Source organism: Asanoa siamensis (genome assembly GCF_016862555.1).
Taxonomy (GTDB): Bacteria; Actinomycetota; Actinomycetes; order Mycobacteriales; family Micromonosporaceae; genus Asanoa; species Asanoa siamensis.
The window spans coordinates 21,449-42,038 of the sequence record NZ_BONE01000067.1; the positions used below are offsets into that span (position 1 = coordinate 21,449).

At 72.5% G+C, this 20,590-nt stretch carries 14 protein-coding genes; 6 read left to right on the forward strand and 8 right to left on the reverse strand.

Features of this window, described 5'->3' with window-relative positions; all coding sequences use genetic code 11:
* Positions 1-63: 63 nt before the first annotated feature.
* Complete coding sequence (locus Asi02nite_RS30970; protein WP_203717545.1) at positions 64-726, reverse strand: tetratricopeptide repeat protein; 663 nt, start codon at positions 724-726, stop codon at positions 64-66.
* 87 nt (positions 727-813) lie between these two features.
* The gene (locus tag Asi02nite_RS30975; RefSeq protein WP_203717546.1) at positions 814-2,463 is read right to left on the reverse strand and encodes a glycosyltransferase family 39 protein; all 1,650 of its coding nucleotides are present in this window, start codon (positions 2,461-2,463) and stop codon (positions 814-816) included.
* Positions 2,464-2,577: 114 nt separating this feature from the next.
* Between Asi02nite_RS30975 and Asi02nite_RS30980 the strand changes: the two genes are divergently transcribed.
* Positions 2,578-3,294, forward strand: coding sequence for a VOC family protein (locus Asi02nite_RS30980; RefSeq protein WP_203717547.1), 717 nt, complete (start codon positions 2,578-2,580; stop codon positions 3,292-3,294).
* Here the strand turns inward: Asi02nite_RS30980 and Asi02nite_RS42465 are convergent.
* The gene (locus Asi02nite_RS42465) at positions 3,215-6,022 is read right to left on the reverse strand and encodes an ATP-binding protein (protein WP_203717548.1); all 2,808 of its coding nucleotides are present in this window, start codon (positions 6,020-6,022) and stop codon (positions 3,215-3,217) included. The genes Asi02nite_RS30980 and Asi02nite_RS42465 overlap by 80 nt on opposite strands.
* A 100-nt stretch (positions 6,023-6,122) precedes the next feature.
* Between Asi02nite_RS42465 and Asi02nite_RS30990 the strand changes: the two genes are divergently transcribed.
* The 3 genes from Asi02nite_RS30990 to Asi02nite_RS31000 all read left to right on the forward strand — a co-directional run bounded on the left by Asi02nite_RS30990 (position 6,123) and on the right by Asi02nite_RS31000 (position 8,645).
* Positions 6,123-6,926, forward strand: a complete 804-nt coding sequence (locus tag Asi02nite_RS30990; RefSeq protein WP_203717549.1) for a methyltransferase domain-containing protein — start codon at positions 6,123-6,125, stop codon at positions 6,924-6,926.
* Positions 6,927-6,969: 43 nt separating this feature from the next.
* Positions 6,970-8,118 carry an FAD-dependent monooxygenase gene (locus Asi02nite_RS30995; protein ID WP_203717550.1) on the forward strand — a complete coding sequence of 383 codons (1,149 nt, stop codon included), beginning with the start codon at positions 6,970-6,972 and terminating at the stop codon, positions 8,116-8,118.
* Positions 8,119-8,201: 83 nt separating this feature from the next.
* Complete coding sequence (locus Asi02nite_RS31000; protein ID WP_203717551.1) at positions 8,202-8,645, forward strand: VOC family protein; 444 nt, start codon at positions 8,202-8,204, stop codon at positions 8,643-8,645.
* A 13-nt stretch (positions 8,646-8,658) separates the two neighbouring features.
* Here Asi02nite_RS31000 and Asi02nite_RS31005 read toward each other — a convergent pair whose 3' ends face one another.
* Positions 8,659-9,687 carry a lactonase family protein gene (locus Asi02nite_RS31005; RefSeq protein ID WP_203717552.1) on the reverse strand — a complete coding sequence of 343 codons (1,029 nt, stop codon included), beginning with the start codon at positions 9,685-9,687 and terminating at the stop codon, positions 8,659-8,661.
* A gap of 555 nt (positions 9,688-10,242) precedes the next feature.
* On the opposite strand from Asi02nite_RS31005, the gene Asi02nite_RS31010 reads away from it, so the two are divergent.
* Positions 10,243-10,593: a PadR family transcriptional regulator gene (locus tag Asi02nite_RS31010; protein WP_203717553.1), complete on the forward strand. Its 351-nt coding sequence runs from the start codon at positions 10,243-10,245 to the stop codon at positions 10,591-10,593.
* Positions 10,590-11,657 (forward strand): hypothetical protein, encoded by a 1,068-nt coding sequence (locus Asi02nite_RS31015; RefSeq protein WP_239127281.1) that lies wholly within the window; start codon positions 10,590-10,592, stop codon positions 11,655-11,657. The genes Asi02nite_RS31010 and Asi02nite_RS31015 overlap by 4 nt, the downstream gene beginning before the upstream one ends.
* Before the next feature lie 1,239 nt (positions 11,658-12,896).
* Here Asi02nite_RS31015 and Asi02nite_RS31020 read toward each other — a convergent pair.
* The 4 genes from Asi02nite_RS31020 to Asi02nite_RS31035 all read right to left on the reverse strand — a co-directional run.
* Positions 12,897-14,207 (reverse strand): DUF2399 domain-containing protein, encoded by a 1,311-nt coding sequence (locus Asi02nite_RS31020; RefSeq protein ID WP_203717554.1) that lies wholly within the window; start codon positions 14,205-14,207, stop codon positions 12,897-12,899.
* On the reverse strand, positions 14,204-18,388 hold the full coding sequence (locus Asi02nite_RS31025) for an SbcC/MukB-like Walker B domain-containing protein (RefSeq protein WP_203717555.1): 4,185 nt from the start codon (positions 18,386-18,388) through the stop codon (positions 14,204-14,206). The genes Asi02nite_RS31020 and Asi02nite_RS31025 overlap by 4 nt, the downstream gene beginning before the upstream one ends.
* Positions 18,375-19,589, reverse strand: coding sequence for a DUF2398 family protein (locus tag Asi02nite_RS31030; protein WP_203717556.1), 1,215 nt, complete (start codon positions 19,587-19,589; stop codon positions 18,375-18,377). The genes Asi02nite_RS31025 and Asi02nite_RS31030 overlap by 14 nt, the downstream gene beginning before the upstream one ends.
* The coding region (locus tag Asi02nite_RS31035) for a DUF2397 family protein (protein WP_203717557.1) at positions 19,586-20,590 on the reverse strand (1,005 nt) is incomplete at its 5' end. The genes Asi02nite_RS31030 and Asi02nite_RS31035, both read right to left, overlap by 4 nt.

Here is a 20,590-nt window from a genome sequence, read left to right on the forward strand (position 1 = left end):
CGCGGCCACGTCGGCTGCGGCCGCATGCTCGTCCCGGCGCCGCCACCACCGTGACGGCGATGCTCAGAGGCGTGGACCCAGGTTCAGGCGTGCTTCGGAGACCCAGCCGGCGACCGCGTGGGCGCCTGACTCGACCGCCAGCGTCGCGGCCTCATCGAGGAGGGCGCTTGGGTCGCCCGGGCCGCCCTCGGCGGTGAAGTAGGCCTCCGCCACCAGGTTGGCCGCGACGCCCGCCGTGAAGCCGAGGTCGCGGCGGAGCCTGGTCGACTCCGCCAGCGCCGCGTGGGCCTCCGCGACGCGGCCCGCGTGCTGGGCCGCGAAAGCCAGGTGGCGCAACGCGTACGAGCGGGTCAGGTCGTCGCCCGCCGCCTCCGCCAGGTCGCGGGCGCGGGCGAACATCGGCTCCGTCGTGTCCATGTCGCCGCGGACCACCTGGTGGTAGCAACCCACCAGGAACTGGGCCTCGGCCTCGCCGCGGGTGTCGCCCAGCGACCGGTAGAGCTCGAGCGCCCGCTCGAACAGCGCGATCTCGGTCGGGTCCTCGGCCGGCTGCTCCCCCGCCGCGCGGGCGGAGAGATAGCGGGCGTGCCGGATCCGGCCGCGGGCCAGGGCTGTGTCGGCCTCGACACCGTCGAGGGCCCGGTCGGCGGTGTCCAGCCCGCCGTCGGCCCCGGCGAACACCGCGGCCTCGTAGCGCTCCCGCGCCTCCAGTAGTCGATCATCCATCGCGTCCCAGTCTAGGGAGGGCTCGCACCACGGAACGGAACCCCTCCCCGTCGGTCGGCTCCACTGTGGTGCCGCGCGCTGGTCGGGTCAGCGGTAGCAGCCCGTGACCGGCGCCCATTCGCCGGCCGGGCGGAGTTCGACCACCATCGCGAGCCACTTCGACCCCTGCGAGCGGTCCGCGACCACCGTGCCCATCCCGGCGAGGTCCGCGCGCACCTGCGCGCCCGTCGTGGCCGGCTGGCCGTCCTTCAACGCGCCGTAGACGAGGACCCGCTGGAAGCCGTCGACGATCGCCCGCAGGTCGCGCCCCGCACAGGCCGTCCCCGGCGGTGGCGGCGCGGCCACCGGCTCGCGGCGGGGCTGCAGTTCGTGGTCGGCGTACCAGCCCACCGCGTGGCGGCTCAACGAGAGCACCAGCGTCACGTCACCGGGCCGGTGCTCGGCGGCCAGCCAGCGGACCGTGGCCCGCTCGTCGAAGTCGCCCGCCGGCAGCGGACCCGTGCGGGCCACCGCCAGCGGACCGAGCAGCGCGAACACCAGGACGACCGCGGCCGCCCCGCCGGCCAGGGCCAGCGCGCCGCGCCAGGTCCGCCGGGCCCCGCGCGCGGCCGCCACCGCCAGCTCCGCACCGGCGTCGGCGGCGAAACCGACCGCCACCCACACGGCGGGCAGGATCCAGATCGCCATCCGCATGTAGAGCGGCACGACCTCCGCGAACGCCAGCACGTACGCGAAGAGCACGACGCCCGCCAGCAGCGCGCCGAAGGGCCGGCTGCGGCGGGCGGCGGCCAGGCAACCCAGCCCGGCCAGCAGCCAGAAGACCCTGGTCACCGCGGCGAGGTAGCGGCTGCCCTGGTCCGGCGGGACGAGGCCGAGCGGGTCGCCGGCGAGCAACCGGAGCCGGCCCAGCGACCAGGTGACGGTCTCGCCCAGTGACGCACCCGGCGGCGGGTAGCCGCGCCCGCCCCAGAAGGTGGCCATGTACTCGCTGCCGACCACGTACCGCAGCGACACCAGGTAGTGGACGACGAAAACCGCGAGCCAGACCAGGAACGGCAGCGCCGCCCGCAGCGCCGACCGCCATCCGGACCGCAGCCAGGCGGCACCGACCAGGACCGCCGCGAAGACGGGGGTGGCGAGCATCGCGCCCATGCTGAACAGGCAGGCCAGCGCGGCCAGCGACCACCAGAGCACGTACTGCCGGACGGTCGGCCGCGCCCGCTCCAGCAGCAGCATCGTCGCGCCGAGCAGCAGCATCGTCCAGAACAGGTCACCGGAGTACTGCTTGACCTCCGCCGCGTAGCGGATCGCGGCGGCGCTGGTGGCGACGAACGAGACCAGCACGACCGCGCCGACCGGGCCGAGCCAGCGGCGGCCGATCAGCCAGGCCAGCACCAAGGTGCCGAGCGCGGCGAGCAGGGGCAGCAGGCGCAGCGCGTACTCGTCGGTCCCGAGGATCGTCGTCACCGCGTGCTGCGCCCAGAGCCAGCCCAGTGGCGCGCTCTGGTTGTAGTCGAGCGCGCCACCGAGGTCGAGGAAACCGCGGTCCCGGATGTTGCGGGCGATCATCTGCTCGTCGCCCCAGAGCGGCGCACCGGCGGCATAGGCGCGGACGAACAGCACCACGCCGGCGACCAGCGGGATCAGCGAGAGGTCGGCCCAGGTGAGCCTCCACCATGGCCGGCCCGCGGGCGGCGTCGTGGCGGTCGTCGGCGCGGCAGTCGTCGCGGTGTGCATCGGCACGGACGCTAGCCCATCGACCGTTGGACGCGCGTCTCACCATGGGCATCGCCGCGAAACTGTCCATTGCGACCACTGTGCGCGCGACCGCCGGTCCGGAAAGCTGGCGGGATGATGCCGCCCGCCCAGCTCGACCACGTCTCCCTCGCCGTGCCCGCCGCGGCACCGGCCTGGCCGCTGCTGCGCACCCGGCTCGGCGGCGCGTGGGCGATCGGCGGCACGGCGCCGACCTTCCGGTTCAGCACGCTGCGGTACGCCAACGGCATGTGCCTCGAGCTGCTCGAGCCGCGCCCGGAGTCGGCGTTCGTCACCCGCTTCCTCGACCGGTCGGGGCCCGGCATGCACCACTTGACGTTCAAGGTGCCCGACCTGCAGGCGGCCGTCGACGCCGCGGCCGCCGCCGGCTATCCGTGCTTCGGCGTCAACACCGACAACCCGGCGTGGCAGGAGGCGTTCATCCACCCGCGGGTCGCCGGTGGCACGCTGGTGCAGCTCGCCCGGTCGCTGCCGGACGAGCCGCCACCGGCGCCCGCCGACCTGCCACCGGCGGGCTCGGCCCCGGCGACGCTGCGGACGGTCGAGTGGAGCGCGACCGACCCCGCCCGGGCGATCGCGTTGCTGCGGCTGCTCGGCGGCCGGGTCACCGGCGGCGTGCCCGGCCCGGTCGAGGTCACCTTCCGGACGACGCGGATCAGGGTCCGCGACGTCGCGGGGCCGGCGCGGCTCGAGTTCGAGGGCGTCGACCCGGTCACCCGGGTGAGCTATGCCGGGCGCGGCGGCGTGCCGTTCCGCGATCCGACGCTCGGCGTCGACATCGTGCTGCGGTAGGCGCCGCGCGGGAGTGGATGCGCAGCTTCTGGTAGGCGTGCGCGAGGTGGGTCTCCACGGTGCGCCGGCTCACCGTCAGGCGCTCGGCGATCTCGCGGTTGGTCAGGCCGCGGGCGGCCAGGTCCGCGACCCGTTGCTCGCCGTCGGTCAACGCGTCCGGTCCGCGTACGGCGTCGCGGCGCGGACGGGCACCGGCGGCGTGCAACTCGTCCCGGGCCCGCCCGGCCAGCCGCTGCGCACCGCCCGCCGCGGCGATGTCCAGGGCGGCCCGCAGCGGCTCCCGGGCCTCGGTGCGCTGGTTGGCCCGGCGCAGGGCACAACCCAGGTCGAACAGGGCGTACGCGTAGGCCAGGCGGGCCGGTGAGCCGGCGGTCTCCCGGACCGCCGCGCGCAGGAGATCGATCCGGCCGCCCCGGTCGAGCAGCGCCGCCGCCCGCAACGCCGCCGCCCGCGGGCCGGCCGTGCCCGCGCGTTCCGCCAGCTCCGCGTGCTCGCGCACCAAGCGGGCGGCCTCCGTGCGCTCGCCGAGCGCGAGCAGTGGTGCCACCGCGTCGGCGCGCCAGGTGACCAGGCCCGGATGCACGACCTCGGCCGCGGCCCAGCGGACGCCGGCTTCGCGCAGGTCCTCGAGCGCCTCCCGCGGGCGGCCCTGCACGAGCCGCAGCCGGGCCCGGCTCTGCAGCACCATCGGCGTGCTCACGGCGTCCGGCGGCAGCTCACGCGCCTCGGCGAGCGCCGCCTCGGCCTCGGCCGGACGGCCGGCCTCGACCAGCGCGTCGACGAGCGGTGCCAGCGCCCACTGCAGCGCACCCGCCGGGGTGGCGCCGCGCAGCTTGAACGCGACCGCCGCGCCCGCCTCCGCCGCCGCGGGACCGACCTCGCCGGCCGCCAGCAGCGCGTGGGCGAGCAGGAACCGGCCGTGGGCGGCGGTGCTCGGCCAGCCCCGCTCCTCGGCCGCGACGACCGCCGCCCGGCACATCGCCCGCACCCGGTCGAGGTCCTCGACCAGGATCAGGCCGATCGTCGCGACGGTGGGCAGCAGCGAGTCGGGCTCGGCGGCGAGCAGGTCGTCGTCCAGCACCGGGTCGAGCAGGGCGTGGCAGTCGGCCGCGGTGCCACCGGCGAAGACCGCCGCCGTCGCGGCGTTGACCCTCCACAGAGGAACGGCCGTGCGCGGCCGGCGCAGCGCGGCCCGCAGCAGCGGCAGGGTCCGCCGGTCGGTCCACGCGGCCGCGACGAGCTCGGCCTCCAGCCGGGCGAGGGCCGGCTCGGGTACGCCCGCCGGGTCGTCGAGCACCATCCGGTAGAGCTCGATCGCGGCGGCGCCGTCGCCGGTCAGCGCGAGCCCGCGGCCACAGCGCAGCGCGGCGTCGGCCCGGGCCGCCGGGGCGTGGATCCGGGCCACCACCTCGCGGGCCAGCTCGGTCGCGCCGGGCCGGCGCTCCGCGGCCAGCGCGAGGGCCAGGTCCAGCCGGATCGCGGCGTCGACCTCCGGGTCGCCGGGCGGCTCCGCGAGCGCGCGGCGCAGGAACGTCGCCGCCGCCTCCGGCGCGCCGCGGGCGGTGGAGCGCTCGGCGGCGGCCCGCAGCAACGCGACCGCGGCCGGGTCGCCGGCGGGCGCCGCCCGCAGCAGGTGCGGCGCGGCCCGGGCGGGGTCGCCGCCGTCCGCCGCGAGCAGCCGGGCGGCGCGGGCGTGCCGGACGCCGCGCTCCCCCGGGCCCAGACCGTCGTGCAGCGCCGTCGCGACGATCGGGTGGGCCAGCGCCAGCGTCTCGGTGGGCGCGAGGATGCCGGCCGCCCGTAGGGTGTCGGCGAGCACCGCGGCCCGGTCGAGGTCCAGGCCCGCGAGCGCGGCGGCGTGCCGGGGCTGCGGCGCCGGCCCGAGCACCGCCAGCGTCCGGGCCAGCTCGGCGCAGCCGTCGGGGAGGGTCCGGAGCTGCTGGTCGACCCAGCGGCCGACCCGCTCGGGGCCGGGCGTGCCCGCGGCGGCCACCGCGTCGGGCGTCATCGGGCCGCCGGCGAGCTGGGCGAGCAGCGCCCCGAGCAGGAACGGGTTGCCCGCGGCGGCCTGATGGCAGGCGTCCGCGAAGGCGGGGCCGGCGGTCGGCAGCGCCGCGCGGACGAGCGCGGCCGCCGGCCCGGGCGGCAGCGGGCCGAGCCGCACGGACGCACCGGCCAACAGCTCGCCCAGCACGCCGGGGTCCTCACTCGGCACGCCGGTGCGGACGGCCGCGACCAGCGCGACGCCCAGGTCGTCGACCCGGCGGGCGACGCCGACCAGCCAGCGCAGCGACGGCAGGTCGGCCCAGTGCAGGTCGTCGACGCAGAGCACGGTGCGCCGGGCGGCGGCCTGGTTGGCGGTCAGGCAGAACAGGCCGTGCGCGGCCGCGGCGGTCGCGTCGGCGGCGCCCGCGGGCGGCGGCACGGCACCGAGCACCCGGTCGGCCAGCGCGGCCGGCCCCCGGCACAGGTCGGGCCAGGACGGCCCGGTCTGCAGCGGGGCGAAGAGCTGCCTGGCGATGCCGAACGGGAAGTCGCGCTCGAGCGGGTTGCCGCGGGCCCGCAGCACCGTGATCCCGCGGTGCCGGGCCCGGGCGGCGGTCGCGTCGAGCAGCGTGGTCTTGCCGATGCCGGCCGGACCCTCGACGACGAGCAGCGCACCGTCACCGGCCGCGACGGCGTCGAGCGCGGTGACCAGCACCGCCAGCTCCGCGTCGCGCCCGATCATGCGTACTCCCGAAATCTCCGTATGCCCTCCACGATGGGCCGGTCCGCCCGGCTGGTCCAGCCTCGGGGCACAAGGCCGACAACTTTCTGGAGGTGCGGCGATGACGTACGTGCTGGGGCGGACCGACGCGGAGTACGCGCGGCTGCGCGAACAGGCGAGGATCTGGGCGGACGCGACGGGCGCGCTGCTCGACGCGGTCGCGCTGAAACCGGGGGCGCGCTGCCTGGACGTCGGCTGCGGCCCGGGCGAGACGATGCGGACGATGGCCGCGCGGGTCGGTCCGTCGGGGCAGGTCGTCGGGGTCGACGTGGACGGTGACCTGGGGCGGACGGCGGTGGCGGCGCTGTCCGCCGAGGGCTACGGGAACTGCGCGTTCGTCGAGGGAGACATCGCGTCGGGGGACCCCGTACCCGCCGGCGGTTTCGACCTGGTCTTCGGGCGGTTGATCCTGCTCCACGTCGCCGATCCGGTGGCCGTGCTGCGGCGGATGTGGTCCTGGACAGCGCCGGGCGGGGTGCTGGTGGTGCAGGACTACGACATGCGCGGCGTCGACACGTACCCGCCGCTGGCGGTGCTCGACGAGTGGCGGCGGGTCTTCCTGGGGACGTTCACCGCGATCGGGCGGGACGTCGGGCTCGGTCGGCGCCTGCCGTCGCTGTTCGCGGAGGCGACGGGCGCGCTGCCGGACGGCACGCAGGTCGCCGGGCGGCTGGACCGGTTCGCGACGAGCGGCGGGATGCTGGCCGCGACCTACCGGAGCGTGACGCCGGCCGGGATCGCGCTCGGCACGGTGACCCAGGAGGAGGCGGACGCGTTCCAGGCCTCCATCGCCGAGGCGATCCGCTCGTACCCGGACCATCAGGCGCTCTGGCCGCTGCTCGTCGGCGCGTACCGGCGGCGCTGAAATCGGACTGCCACGGACGGCATCGATCCGCGATGATGCCGTGATGCGGGCGGTCGTGGTCGGGGGCGGGATCGGCGGACTGGTCACGGCGCTGGCGCTGCGCCGGGTCGGCGTGGAGGTGCGGGTCTTCGAGCAGGCCGCGGTCGTCGGTACGGCGGGTGCGGGGATCCAACTGGCGCCGAACGCGACCCGGATCCTCGCGTCGCTCGGGCTGCTCGGGTCGGTGCGGCAGGTGGCGGTCGCGCCGACCTCGTTCGAGTTCCGGCGGTGGGACGACGGGCGGCTGCTGTCCGCGACGCCCCTCGGTCCGGCGGTGCTCTCCGCGTACGGCGCGCCGTACCTGCACGTGCACCGGGGTGACCTGGTCGCCCTGCTGGCCGGGGCGGTGCCCGTCGAGGCCGGCGCCCGCTGCGTGGACGTGTCGCCCGACGGGGAGGTCGTCCTCGCCGACGGGCGGCGGGAGCGGGCGGACCTGGTGGTGGGCGCGGACGGCATCCACTCGGTGGTGCGGCGGTCCATCCTCGGCGCGGCCGACGCGCGGTTCACCGGCCACGTCGCCTACCGCGGCCTGATCCCGGCCGACCGGGTGGCGGGGCTGCCGGTTGCCCGGACCGCGACCGTACGGATGGGCCCGGGGCGCCACTGCGTCCACTATTTCGTGTCGTCGGGCCGGTTGCTCAACGTCGTCTGCGTGGTCGAGGAGTCGCGCTGGACGCGGGAGTCGTGGACGGACGTCGGTGATCCTCTGGAGGTGAGGGCCGCGTTCGCGGGCTGGGACCCGGTGGTGTCGGCCCTGGCGGGCGCGCTGTCGGCGCCGCTGAAGTGGGCGCTGTTCGACCGGGAGCCGATTCCACGGTGGAGCAAGGACGCGGTGACGCTGCTCGGCGACGCCTGCCACCCGATGCTGCCGTACGGCGCGCAGGGCGCGGCACAGGCGATCGAGGACGCCTTCGTGCTGGCGGCGTGCGTGGCCGACTCCTCGGACGTGCCGGCGGCGCTGGCCCGCTACGAGGCGCTGCGGCACGACCGCACGGCCCGGGTGCAGGACCTGTCCCGCGGCAACGCGACGCGCTTCCACCTGCCGGACGGCCCGGCGCAACAGGCCCGCGACACGGCGATCGCGTCGACCAACGGCCTGTCCGCGGACCTGGACTGGCTCTACGGCTTCGACCCGCTCACCGGCCGGGCGTGACGACCGACCGCTGGAAGGATGTCGAGGACGGCCTGGCGGTTCCGTCCCAGCAGCGGACACCGAGCGGTAGGGGGAAGCACCGTATGACGATCAAGCGGATGGACAACGTGCTCATCGTGGTCGACGACCTGGACGCCGTCGTCGCGTTCTTCGTCGCGCTCGGCATGGAGCTGGAGGGCACGGGGCCGGTCGAGGGGCGCTGGGTCGAGCGGGTCATCGGGATCGACGACGTGCGGCAGGACGTGGCGATGCTGCGGATCCCGGGCGGCGTCTCCGGGCGGATCGAGCTCGCGCGCTTCCACGCGCCGAAGGCGATCCGGTCGGAGCCGACCGACGCGCCGGCGAACACGCTGGGCATCCGCCGCGTGATGTTCGCGGTCGACGACGTCGACGCCGTGCTCGCCCGCCTGCGCCCCCACGGCGGTGAACTGGTCGGGACCGTGGAGAACTACGAGAACGTCTACCGGCTCTGCTACGTACGCGGGCCGGAGGGCATCGTCGTCGGCCTGGCCCAAGAGCTCGGGTGAGACGCGCCCCGGGTCAGGCCGCGGCGAGGCCGGCCGCCGTCGGTGGGAGCCCACCCCAGGAGCCGATCGCCGACAGGGTGCCGTTGGCGCCGACCGACCAGCCGAAGACCTGCCGGGAGTCGGCGTCCAGCGCGTAGAGGAAGCGACCGTCGGCGCTGAGGTCCTCGTCGCGCAGCCCGGAGTGCCCGTCGATGCCGACCGCGGCCGCCGGGTCGTCGAGGGTGAGGCTCCCGTCGTCGCCGATGGCGTACCGCGAGACGCCGCTGTCGGCGAAGTTCGTCGTGTAGAGGTAGCGGTTGTCGTCGGACACGACCGCCCAGCAGATCTCGCTGCGTCCATTGGGGACCGACGCGGAGACGGGCGTGACCTCGTCGCCCGCGGTCGCGTACGAGGACGTCGCCGCCCTGCCCTCGGCCGCGCCGAACGCCTCGACCACCAGCAGCGTGCCGTCGTCGGTGAAGGCGAAGCCGTACGGGGTCCGCCCGGAGGACGAACGGGTCCGCGGCTCACCGAGTCGACCGTCGGCGCCGACCGGGTAGCTGACGATCGCGTCCGCCATCCGCTGCGTGACCACCAGTGTCGAGCCGTCAGGGCTGAACCCCACCTGGGCCGGATCGGACCCGGCCTCCAGCGGACGCGTCGACCCGGTGATCGGCTCGAGGCCGCCGGCACCCAGCCGTAGCCCGCACACCGACGGGTCGCCGGTGTTGAGCACGTACACCAGCCCGTCGTGCTCGGTGACGCTCTTGGGCGCCGACCCGACCGCGGTCGTACCCATCGCCTCGGGCCCGTCGCCGTCGACCGCGAAGAGTGAGACGTCGTCGCTGCCCGCGTCGGTGACCAGGAGGCGCCGCCCGTCGCCTGTCAACGCCAGGGAGCCCTGTGACGCGAGATGCGCGGTCCCGTCGCCGGCGCCACCGGTCGCGATCGGGCCGGGTCCCCACAGCACGCCGTTCGGACTCGTCCGGAAACACAGGAGTTGGTTGCCGTCACGCTGGTTGCTCTGGACGTAGACGGCACAGGGTTCCGAATCAGGGCGCATCTCGAGAACCTCCCCCGGCAACAGGTTCAAACACTCGCCATACCCGTTGCCGGCGGCACCAACCACCAATCGGGAACCCGACCGTCGTCAGCACGGGACTTCTACTCGCGCGTGCTCGGCGGCACCCCAGACAAGGCCGGTACCACGGTCGTCGACCACGAGCCCGGCGACACGACCTCGATCTTCCTGAACCTGCGCCTGGAGGACCTATCGGGCTGATACGGGCCACGAGCGGGTCAGCGGCGCCAGCGGGCCGCCGTGGACGCCGAACGTTGCCGCCTCCAACTCACCCGCCTGCGTCGAACGGGTGGAGTCAGACTCTGCCGGCTGGTCCGCGGCGCTGTCGCGGGAACAGTACTCATGCCGGACCTTACTGACCGTCGCCGCCGTAACCCGTTCGCCTTACTTGTGCTATCCACGCGCGGCCGACAGTGGACACGTGCGCGGACTGTGCCGTGCAGGCCGCGCCTTATCGGCGCTAGGTGAGCGTGCCTGGTCTTGCTGTCGGCGCAACGCACTGTGTCGCTATACCTTCGCAGGCGATATATTGTCCGCATGGAAACGCCGCTCCGCGAACCCACATTCCTGATCCTCACCGCCCTGGCCGGCGAGCCGATGCACGGGTACGGCTTGATCGCTGAGGTGACCCGGCTTTCCGACCACCGCATCTCGCTGCGGCCTGGCACGCTCTACGGCGCGCTCGACCGCTTGGTCGACGCGGACCTGGTCGCCGTCGATCACGAAGAAATCGTCGACGGCCGGCTGCGGCGTTACTACCGGCTCAGCGAGGCGGGCAACAGGTTACTGGCCGCCGAAACCGAACGCATGCGCCGCAACGTGGAAGCGGCGACCAATCGGCTGCGCGCCACCGCGACCTCGCCTCGCCTGAGTGGAGAACTCGCATGAGCCCGGTGAAGAGCCGACACGACAGCCCTGGCGACCATGACGAAGGGCGAACTGCCGTGACCGGGCTGGAACGCCACTACGGGCGTTGGACGGCACTGTTCTATCCGGCCGACTATCGGAGAGAGCGCGGTTCCGAGCTGATGGATACGTACCTGTCTCTGGCAGCGCCCGGCCGGAAGAGGCCCTCCCCGGCCGACATTGCGGACCTGGCGACTGGAGGCCTGCAGCAGCACCTACGGATCGCACAGGGACTCGGCCCCGGAGTCCGGCTCGCCGGCCAGCTCGCGCTGATGACGGCGACCGTGTTCGCCACCGGGTCGATGGTCTTCGAGGTGCTCGCCCCTAGGCAGCCCTGGTTTTCGCACGTCGGGCCATTCCAGTCGCTCGGCGCTGCGGCATGGGCGGCGTGGTTGCTCGCCGCCGTGGTGCACGTCGTGGCGAGCGCGCGGTGGTTGCGCTGGACGGTCAGCCTGGCCGTACTGGTAACGGCCGGCGTCGTGCCGGTCGCGGCGTTGACCGGATTGCCCCGCCCGCCGCTGGCGGTGCTGCTGCCTCAGATCGTGCTCGGTGTCGTCGCGCTCGGCGTGGCCGGTCGGCGCCCATGGTGGGTCCGGCTGATGCCGGTCGCCGCCACCGCGGCGACCGTCCCAGTCGCCATCGACACGGCGCCCGACCTGTCCTATTACACCGGTTACTCCGATCTCAGCAGATCTGTCTTGCCGGCCGCTGCGGTGACGCTGCTGATCGTTGCGCTGCTGCTCGGGCTCGGCCTGGCCGCCCGGCGCGATTCCCGCGGCGCGTGGGCGATGCTGATGCTGCTCACGCCGATCGGGATGCTCGCGGTGAACCCGCTCGGCGCGGTGCTTGACGACTCCGGTCCCGGCCAGGCCGTGATTCCGGCGTGGTCGGCCATGGTCGTAGTGTCGGCGCTGGTCGCGGTGATCGGACCGATGCTGGTACTGCTCGCCCTGGTAGCACGGGGCCGGCTGTCGCCGGGCCACCGTCCACCCGGGACAGACATATATCGCTGCCCAACCTGCGGCGAACCTTCGCCAACCGTGTAGTCCACCGCAGGACCGAGCTCAGCCCGCGAACCCAGACAACACGGGCCTCGGCCACACCCGAGCAAAGGGCGGGCATGGCGGTAGAGCTTGCGGCGCCCGCTCATCACCATGCTCGAATGCACCGTTCTCGGTATGAGAGTGCGTTGTCCGGCTAGGCGTAGCGGCATGAAGGGTCGTTTCTCACCGCCACAGACCAAGCCAGCGAAGCCATATGCGGCCGCGGACCAACCTGCCGCACCCGTTCGAGGCTCGGCGAGGCCGCCGAGCATTCGGACCTGCCCCATGACCGGCTGCAAGCGGCGCACTTGCAGCAATTGCCAGCCGGTCCGCCGCGCAGCGGCGCCACGTCGAGGTCGTGCGCCGGGACGCAGCGGGATCCGGACGGCCATTGCAGTGGTCAGACGCTGCGAGCGGGCGTGACACGGGCACGCTGGAGTCGCTCGGAATTGCTCCCGGCTACCGTGCTGACGGTGTCGCCGAGTATTGGTATCCGGATCAAGACACCGTCGCTGTCCTTGGAACGTGCGGAGTCAGCGGCGACTGCGACCAAGGCATCGCACCTGGCGTTCGCGGCTAGCAGCCGGGCGGCGGTAGACGCCTTCCACGCCGCCGCCGTGGCAGCGGGGCGCACGAGCCGACACGCTCCGAGGTTTCGGAGTCAGTACCGTGCCTACTGCGCGTTCGTCAACGATCCCGATGGCAACAACATCGAGGCCGTTCACAAGGAGGTCCAGTGACGGCTCGGGCCTGGTCAAACCGAGCCACGGCACGGGACGCATGCCCAACGGACGCCCTCTAGCTGATGCAGTTGCGTTCGCGCCGTCCGGGGGGGAACGCGAGGCACTGTCAACAGGGGTAGCCCCGTAGAACCGTCGCCACAACTCTCGCGGAGCCATGCGTGATCCGCGCACCTACGCACACCGCGAAGATGCGCAGGTATTCGCACCAGCTGCCACCCAGTAACCCTTAGGTCAATCGCCGACGTAGGGATACGTGACCAGGTAACACCCAAGACGCAATCTTGAACCATAAGGTCTCTCAGCTAGTAGACCAACCGTCAGGTTGAGCAAAATCCATGATGACTTGGCACTAATCGCGGCCCGCGCGGGCCTGCAGGTTCAAGACGCCAGTCGGTGAGATTGTGAAGCAGCCAACCTGCGCACGCTGTCCGGATCGGCCGTGATGAAAGTTCAGCCCGTCGTTGAGTTGCAGCCACGATGGCGCGATCTGCGCGGCGTGTTACTGCGGTGGGTGCCCTGCCATGAGGTCAGAGAGGAGCGCCTCAATCAGGCTCTCCTCGTATGCCGCTTGGCCGCGCTCGTCCATGGCGGCTCGAAGTGCCGGATCCCACGGTGTGTCGGGAACGGCGTCGTGGCCTAGCCGGACTCGGTCATCGGCTGGCGCGGTCGCAAGACTGGCGAGGTAGTCGGCTGGGGCCATTCGCCACGGTCGGGAGGCTGGTACTCCTCTGAGTAGCGCGTTGACGTGTCGTAGTCCCGCCTGGTCGAAGTCGGCCCGGACGGCGATTCGCCATCCGGTTTCTGCGAGCCGGTTGATGGCCGAGATTTCGAGCGTCGAGGGGGTCCCGACGGTGCACAGCAAGCGGAGGCCGGTAGCGGGCGGGTTCTGGGCGGCGAGTCGGTCGGCGGCTGCGGTGACGACAGACGGGTTCTCGGTGACGAATATCCACTGGCCGTGTTTGGTCGGTGTTGGCCATCCGCACTTGGCGAGTTCCCTGGGCGGCAGCGTAACTACTGCTTCCGGTGGCAGGAACCAGCCGACGGGATGGATGCCGAGCGTGAGGAGGCCGCCGGTCAGGTCGTCGCAGTCGACGCCGACCGCTGCCCAGGCGGCCCGCGGCGGCAGGCCAGTCGTCATCGCACCGGCCGCAGCGAGGATTGACAAGACCAGGCCGGGTAGCGGACCAGCGTCCAGGGCGTGCGGAAAGCGAGTGACGGTATCTGCGAGGCGACGGCGGTCGAGTCGCTCGCCGTCGGCCGGCAATGCTGCGATGACCGCTGCGGCTTGGTCGATGAGGGCCGTCCCGTCTGGCGCTGCCGACAATCGGCCGATCCATCCGTTGCGTTGAAGAATCGGCCAGATGGCGTCGAGGTCGAGCTGGACGACGGCTGCTTCTTCGAGCCGGTCGAACGAGTCGGTCATGCGCTCTCGCAGCCGCGCGACGGTGTCGCGACGCTGTGCCATTTCACGGATCCGCTCGCCGAGCCGGCGTTCGGCGGTGTGGGCGGCGATCATGCCCGGCGTGAGCCGTACGTCGTGGGCATGCAGGCGAGTGGTCAGATCCGTGAGGTTGATTCGGATGCGCTGATCGGCGCGGGGGCTTCGGCCGCCGAGCAGTCCGAGCACGGCCGCGCGCTGCGACGGATTGCCTGGTGCGGTGGCCGTGGCGAACCCGGTGGTGAGATCGTGGTCGCCGCGTCGGTCCCCGATGTCGGCGAGTTGTCGCCAGAACCAGTCGATGTGGGCACCACGAACTGGCGTGAAGTCGATGCTGTCGCATTCGTTTGTGCACCACGGGCACGGAGTCACGCGGGCTCCCACGACACGTCGTCGGGAAGCGGGTGCAGCCCGCGGACGAGCATTGGGAAGGCGACCACGGTGGTGTCCGGTCCGGCTTCCAGGTCCCAAGCGTCGACTCCGTCCCACGCTCCGGGCGCCCCGTCCCACAAATAGCTCGTGCAGATGAGGTCCAGGTCGAGTTCGGCGATGTAGCGGGCGAGTCCTTCCCGGCCGCGTTCGTCGACCTCGGCTGGTACCTCATCGAGGGCAGCGAGACGCAGCCCGGCCAGATCGAGCTGGTCGTAGAAGGCGGCGACCGCGGCGAGCATCGGCGCGAGGACGACGAGACGCCGTTCGCCGCCAGACAGTCCTGTCTTCGACGTCCAGCGGCTGATCTGCCCGCCCGGGCGCACGATCTCGTACGAGATGTCGAGCCACTTGCGTACGTCGACGGCGCTGGTAAGTCGTTCGGTCATGGTGGCGCCGTCGGCGGCGTCGATGAGGGCTCGGAGCGCGTCGCCGACCTCGGCCTGCTGGGCTGCGGTCAGTGTAGATTCCTTGCAGGCCAGCCGGTGGACGGTGAGTTCGGCGGCGCTGAGGTCCTTCACCAGGGCCTTGCTGATGCGCACGCCAACGCCTGACGAGGCAGCGGCCTTCTGCATCTTGCGGTTGACGCCCTTGATCCAGTCTTCGATGCTCACCCATGCGGTGCCGATCGCCAGCGGCAGACGGCCGATGACGAACTCGCGCAGTGCGGACTCCTCGGCCTGGTTGAGCGCGGCCTGGGCGCGGTCCCGGAGTCGGCGGCCGGCCTCGGCCGCTGCGGGCGGCGGGTAGGCGGCTCCGTCGTGGGTCAGGACGTAGGTCTCGAGGCCGTCGCGGGGATCGTCGAGATCGAGTGTCCACAGGCCAGCGAGCTCCGCGCGGCAGCTGTCGTACCGCTCTCGTAGCAGGCGGCGGCCAACCGAGCGGCGGCCCATCAATGCCTGCCGGACGAGGCCGACGACAGGGTCGTCCCGTTCCGCGTTCTCGATTGGCGGTAGTAGGACCGGTACCGGCTCGAACAACACTTCGGGCACGCCGGGCACATCAAGGAGGCTGCGTAGCGCTCGCCGCTCCGCAGCCACCGGCACCAGCGCAGCCTCGGTCTGCTGTACTGCGTGCTCTAGCCCCAGCTTCAAGCCATGCATCTTGTCGTGGGTGTCTCGTTCGTGGCGCTCGGCCCTGAGGATCTCGCCGGCCAACGCCCTGCGCTCGTTGACGGCTTCGGTGTGCTGGGCGATCGCCTCCGCGGCGTTGAGACCGACGGCGCGAACCAGGGCCTCGTGCTCTGCGGCGAGCTGCGCCGCCTGGTCTGCGGCCGCTACCGTGTGGGCGTGCTGCCCGGCGAGATCACCGGTTCGCTGCGCGTCATCGTCGGCTTCAGCGGTGAGTTCGCTGAGTCGCTGGCGGATTCGGCCGCCGAGCTTCGCCAAGGCCTCGCCAAGGCCTTTGGCTCGCTGGGCACCGTCATCGCGGAGGTGCGCCAGGTCGCCGACGTTGATAGGCAGACCGGTCGACCGGGTGCGCCGCTCCCACTCAAGGCGCAGGACTCGCGCGATCTCGGCTTGTTCCGCAGCCGCATCTGCCGTGTCCTCGGCCGCCTGGCGGAGTTCGGCGGCGCGTTTCGCTGCGGCCGACCGGGCGGCCTCGGCCCTGGTTGCCTCGGCGTAGGGCGGGAACGTACGCAGCGCGCCGACGATGCTGGTGGCGCCGTCCCGGTTCCGGGCGGCAACCTCCCTCTGCCGGTCGGCCTCGCCGTCGAGCTCCGCTGCCTCGGCCTCGAGTTCCGCTGCCCGGGCGAGAGCCGCCGCGCGTCGCTGAGCAGCGCCGACGTACTGGGCGGAGGGAGTGGGTGCGTCCATCGACAGCGGCCGGCCGTACAAGGGCCCGGCGGAGAACGTTCCGTCCCGTCCGATCGCCAGGCAGGACGTCCCCGTGGCCGGGCCGGTGGTATCCCGCAAGGGTATGCGGCCGAGGATCTCCCGCGCGGTTGCCGCCAGCGGATGTGCTGCCTCAGCGATCAGCACCTCGGAGAGACCGGCTTCCGCCGACGTGCCTGCCAAGGCGTCGACATACCAGCGATCGGTGTGCGCGCCGTCCGTCGCCAGGGCTGCGCCGAGCAGGCCGCTGGCGGTCAGCGCAGTTTCGATGAGCGCCCGGGCCGATGGATCAGTGAACGCGGGCTGCCAGTCGATCGCATCGACGAACGCGGTGCCATCGGGCGCCGGGCCAGCCCAGGCCGGGCGCGGAACCGGGAGGAGCTCACCGCCACGGAGCTTCCGCGCCTCCGCCCGCTGCCGGTCTCGTTCAAGCTCCAGGTGCCGGATCGCGTCGAGGGTGACGCGATGCCGGTGACGCAGGACAGCGGCGGCGGACTCCCCGGTCAGTCGGACGAGGGCGGCGATGCCGTCGAGGCCGGCGAGGGCCTGCGCCGGTTCGTCCTGGGCCACTGCGTCAAGGTCGGGTCGCTGCCATGCGATTCGCTCGTCGTCGTTCGCGTCGAGGTGTTCGTCCTGGTGCGTCGTCTCGACGACGAGGGCGATCGCGCGGTTGTTGCTGAACCACGTCTCGACGGCGTCGACGACCCGCCGAAGGGCCGACCGGCCCGCCCGTTCCGCCCGAGCCAGCCGCTGTTGCTCCTCGTCGGCGACTAGGACCGCGGTGCGTGCCGCTGCCGCCGCATCGCGCGCCGCGCCCTCGGCGCCGTCGGTTTCCCGCCGGTCGATCAGCGCAAGCGAAGCCGCGTTCGCTCGGGCCTGATGCTGCTGCGCGAGGGTGTTCCACGACTCGACGACACCGTCGATCCGGTCCTGGTCGACCTCGATGACGATTCCTGGCCCCGGATCGGCGGACGTGTCGGCGACCAGGTACGCCTGTCGTGGCCGCACGCGGTGGCGGAGCAGCGGTTGATCGGGCCGGGCGCGGCCGTCATACCGGTCCGCGCCCGCGACGATCTCGTCGAGTTCGTCGGCGAGATTCTCGGCGTTCTTGCGCAGCATCTCGGCTCGGCGCCGGCTGCCGTCGACCTCGGACCGGAATGCGGCGACCTCGGAGGCGGCGACCTTCTTCTCGGCCTCGACGCGGCCCTGGAGGTCGGTCAGGCGACCGGCAGCCTTATATTCGTCCGACTCCTCGAGCCCACGAATCGTCGCATCAAGGCTCTGGGCACGCCGCCGGAGCGCGCTGAGACTGGCGTCGGCCTCCGTGTGTGTCCGTTGGGCCGTCTGGAGGTTCCGCTCGAGGCCCTGCTGGGCCCGTTTGGCCTTCGCGGCATCGTTCATCGCCGTCACAACCGCGTTGTGCGCGGTGCCGACGACTTCGACCACGTGGCCGGTCCACGCGTCGGCGAAGCGGTCTAGGGCTGCTGCGGCGTCGCTGTCGCGTTGGAACGCCTCTCTGGTCGCTTCAGACTCGGCGAGTGCCTCGGCGGTGGCGCTGATGACGTCGTCGGATACGCCAGGCAGCGCGTCACGCAGTGCGTCGGCAGCGGCGCGGGGCGACACGTCGCCGAGCAGCGTGGGATTGCGGACCGCCCGGATGCGGTTTGCCAGCTCGAGCGGTTCACGATTGTCGGCGGCCCACATCCGGGTGGCAAGGTGTGCGATGTATGCGTCCTCGTCAGGGAAGACCGTGCCGCCAGCGCCAGTGATCGCATCGGTGAACTGTTCGGCAAAGAGGGCTGCCCGGTTCGGGCCATACAGTGGCACGTCCTGCAGCGGCACACCTGGTGTCACGAACGGCGTGACCCGCACGGCAGGGGAGCCGCTTTCGCTGTAGAGCAGCCGGACGCCGTAGGAGTACCGGCCCTCGCCCGCCGGTGCGGCGACGGTCAACCAGACATAGCCGCACCTGCGCTTATTGCCGTTAGATCCCTCCCGCATGAGCAGCGCCAGCGTCGTGGGCCGTGCCTTGCCCGCAGCCAACCGCTGCGGGTTCAAGTCGAGCAAGTAGGGCCACAGCGCCTCCAGCGCCGTGGTCTTGCCGGTGCCGTTCGGGCCGCGTAACAGTAGCCGGCCGCTGGGGGCTTCAAGGTGGAGGTCGCCATAGCGCCATACGTTGGCCAGGCCGGCGCCGACCAGCCGCCAACGAGTGGCGAACCGTTCGCGGTGGCCGGCCGGCTCGATCAGGTCCTCCCCGTCGAACAGCGCAAGTTCGTCAGGCAGTGCCATAACTCTCCCCTCGGCGCGTCCGACCCTTCTGCGGCTCTGGCGGTTGCTCCCATCGTCCGGTCGCAGGCGCGAACCACCACGTCTCGTCCTCGATCCGGAGTAGGTTGGCCCCGCTCAGGAGCCTGGCGACCTCGGCGGCCAGGCCGGGTAGGTTGCCGACGTGCTCGGCCGACCAGCCCTGGGTCGCATACCGCTCCGCAAGCATCGCCAACTGCTCGGCGATCCGATCGCGAGGCACGCCGCGCCAGCTCTGCCGGTCACCGTCGACGGTGCCGTCGGCATTGGCCATGTCGCACAGCAGCAAGCCGGCATGGGCCACTGTTCCGCCGCTCGGGAATGGGCGATCGCCGAGCTCGCTGCGGGATCGGAATGCTTCATCCGGCAGGACGAACGCCGCGCCTTCGGCTCGGCGCTCCAGGTGCAGCCCGAACGCTTCCGCCAGCGGCAGGCCGTCATCGCCGCGGACCCGTCGCGACAACCAGTCCGCCTCGTCCGGGTCCAGTTCACCGGCGTAGACCGCGGTGTCGTCAACGAGCCGACGTCGCATGCGTCGCGCCGGCTCTGGCTCCCGTTCCACCATTTCCAGCCATCCTGCGGGGTCGCCGACGGGGTCGGCCACGGCGAAGTTCGCGATCACGTGCACCAGCCGATGGTGATGGATCGCCAGCAGGACAGGCGGGTCGTCGTTGCGCAGGAACTCGTTCACGTCGCCGTCGAGGCTCTCGACCACCCCCCGGTCGTCAAGCATCCGCAACGCGGTGAGGATCGCGTGCCGCTCCGGCCGATCGTCCGGCGCCGCAACCCCGGCCTCAGCAGCAGCGGTACGTGCCGCTGCGACCAGCTGGCCGATGCTGACCCGCGGTGGCATCGACTCGGCGGCGGCGACCAGCAGAAAGAACCATGAGCAGGCCAGCGGAGTCGGGCCTCCTGCCGCCCAGGCTTCACGCCGAACCGGCGGGGACTTGCGCAGACGCACGAAGTCTCGGTCTAGGACCAGCACCCATCCGAGCCGTGAGAGCACGTCGCGGATGGCCCTCTCGTTCCGGCGCACTGTTGCGATGGCGCCGTCATCCCGCCCGGCAATGAGCCACGGCCGCACCATGAGTAGGCGCAGGATGGTTGCGGTCTCCGCCGCGGCCTCGGGCGCTTGGGCGCCGCGCTGCCGCCAAGCTTTGGCGCCCGACGATCTCACGCTGGTCACGCCGCGCCTCGGACCGGCTCGAGGATAGCGACGGCGCGATGTTGCGGATCTGGGGTCGCCTGGCGTGGCGCTGAAATCCACTGTCCGGGTTGGTGGAAGATCGGCAGTCGTCCGGGCAGCAGGACGCGCCAGGTCGGTCCGCGAACCACGCCGACGTCGGCACCTACGTGGAAGAGGGTACAGGACAGTCCATCTCGTGTGCCGGTACGACGGTCGGTTGTACCGGGTGTCAGACCGACCCGCGCGGCGGCCATCAGCGACGCGAGCGCCGCACCCGCGGCCCGGACCGACAGTAGCTGACCGGGAGTGGCTGCTAGGACCTCCTCGATCGCCACGGCATGCTCGGCCAGCCTCCGTTGCCGTGCAGCCTGTACCGCCGCTCGGGCGGCGGAATCGTCGCGGGCGGCTGGTGCTCGGCCCCGCGCGCCGGTTCGGCCTGTCGTGCGCAGCAGCTCCGGCACGTCCACCGCTGGCCCGCCCCGCCAGGTTGGATTGCTCGCAAGTTCTGTGTCGTCGGCCTCGCCGTACAGCTTGCGCCATGGATGGTCGCCGGTAGCTGCCTGCAGGATCGCCGTGCCGTACCGGTCGTCGAGGCACGCCCGGGCCAGGAGCAGCGCCCGTGTCCGGCCGGTGGCGTAGCCCGCAGAGGTGTGCAGCCGTCGCAGGTTTGCGTGCATACTTGGTAGCGCCCGTACCAGCCGCAGCGCGAACCGGCTGGAGCGTCCGGTATGCGGGTCACACCAGGCGGCCAAGCCCTCCCAGTCGGCCACCCGGCCGCCCTTGGATGCGGTCAGGGCACCCCGTTCGATGAGGGCCCGTGCCTGCGATTCGGCCACCGCGACCCCGGCGAGAGTTTCGAAGTGCGGACGCAGGTGTCGATGGAGGATGTCGAAGGCCCGGTGAGCGCCGCGCTCCAACTCGCCGGCGACGTGCGTCGCGTAGTCCACGAGAAGACCCTTGAGCTCGGCGGTCGACTCCCGGTCCAGGTCGAACCGGTCGGC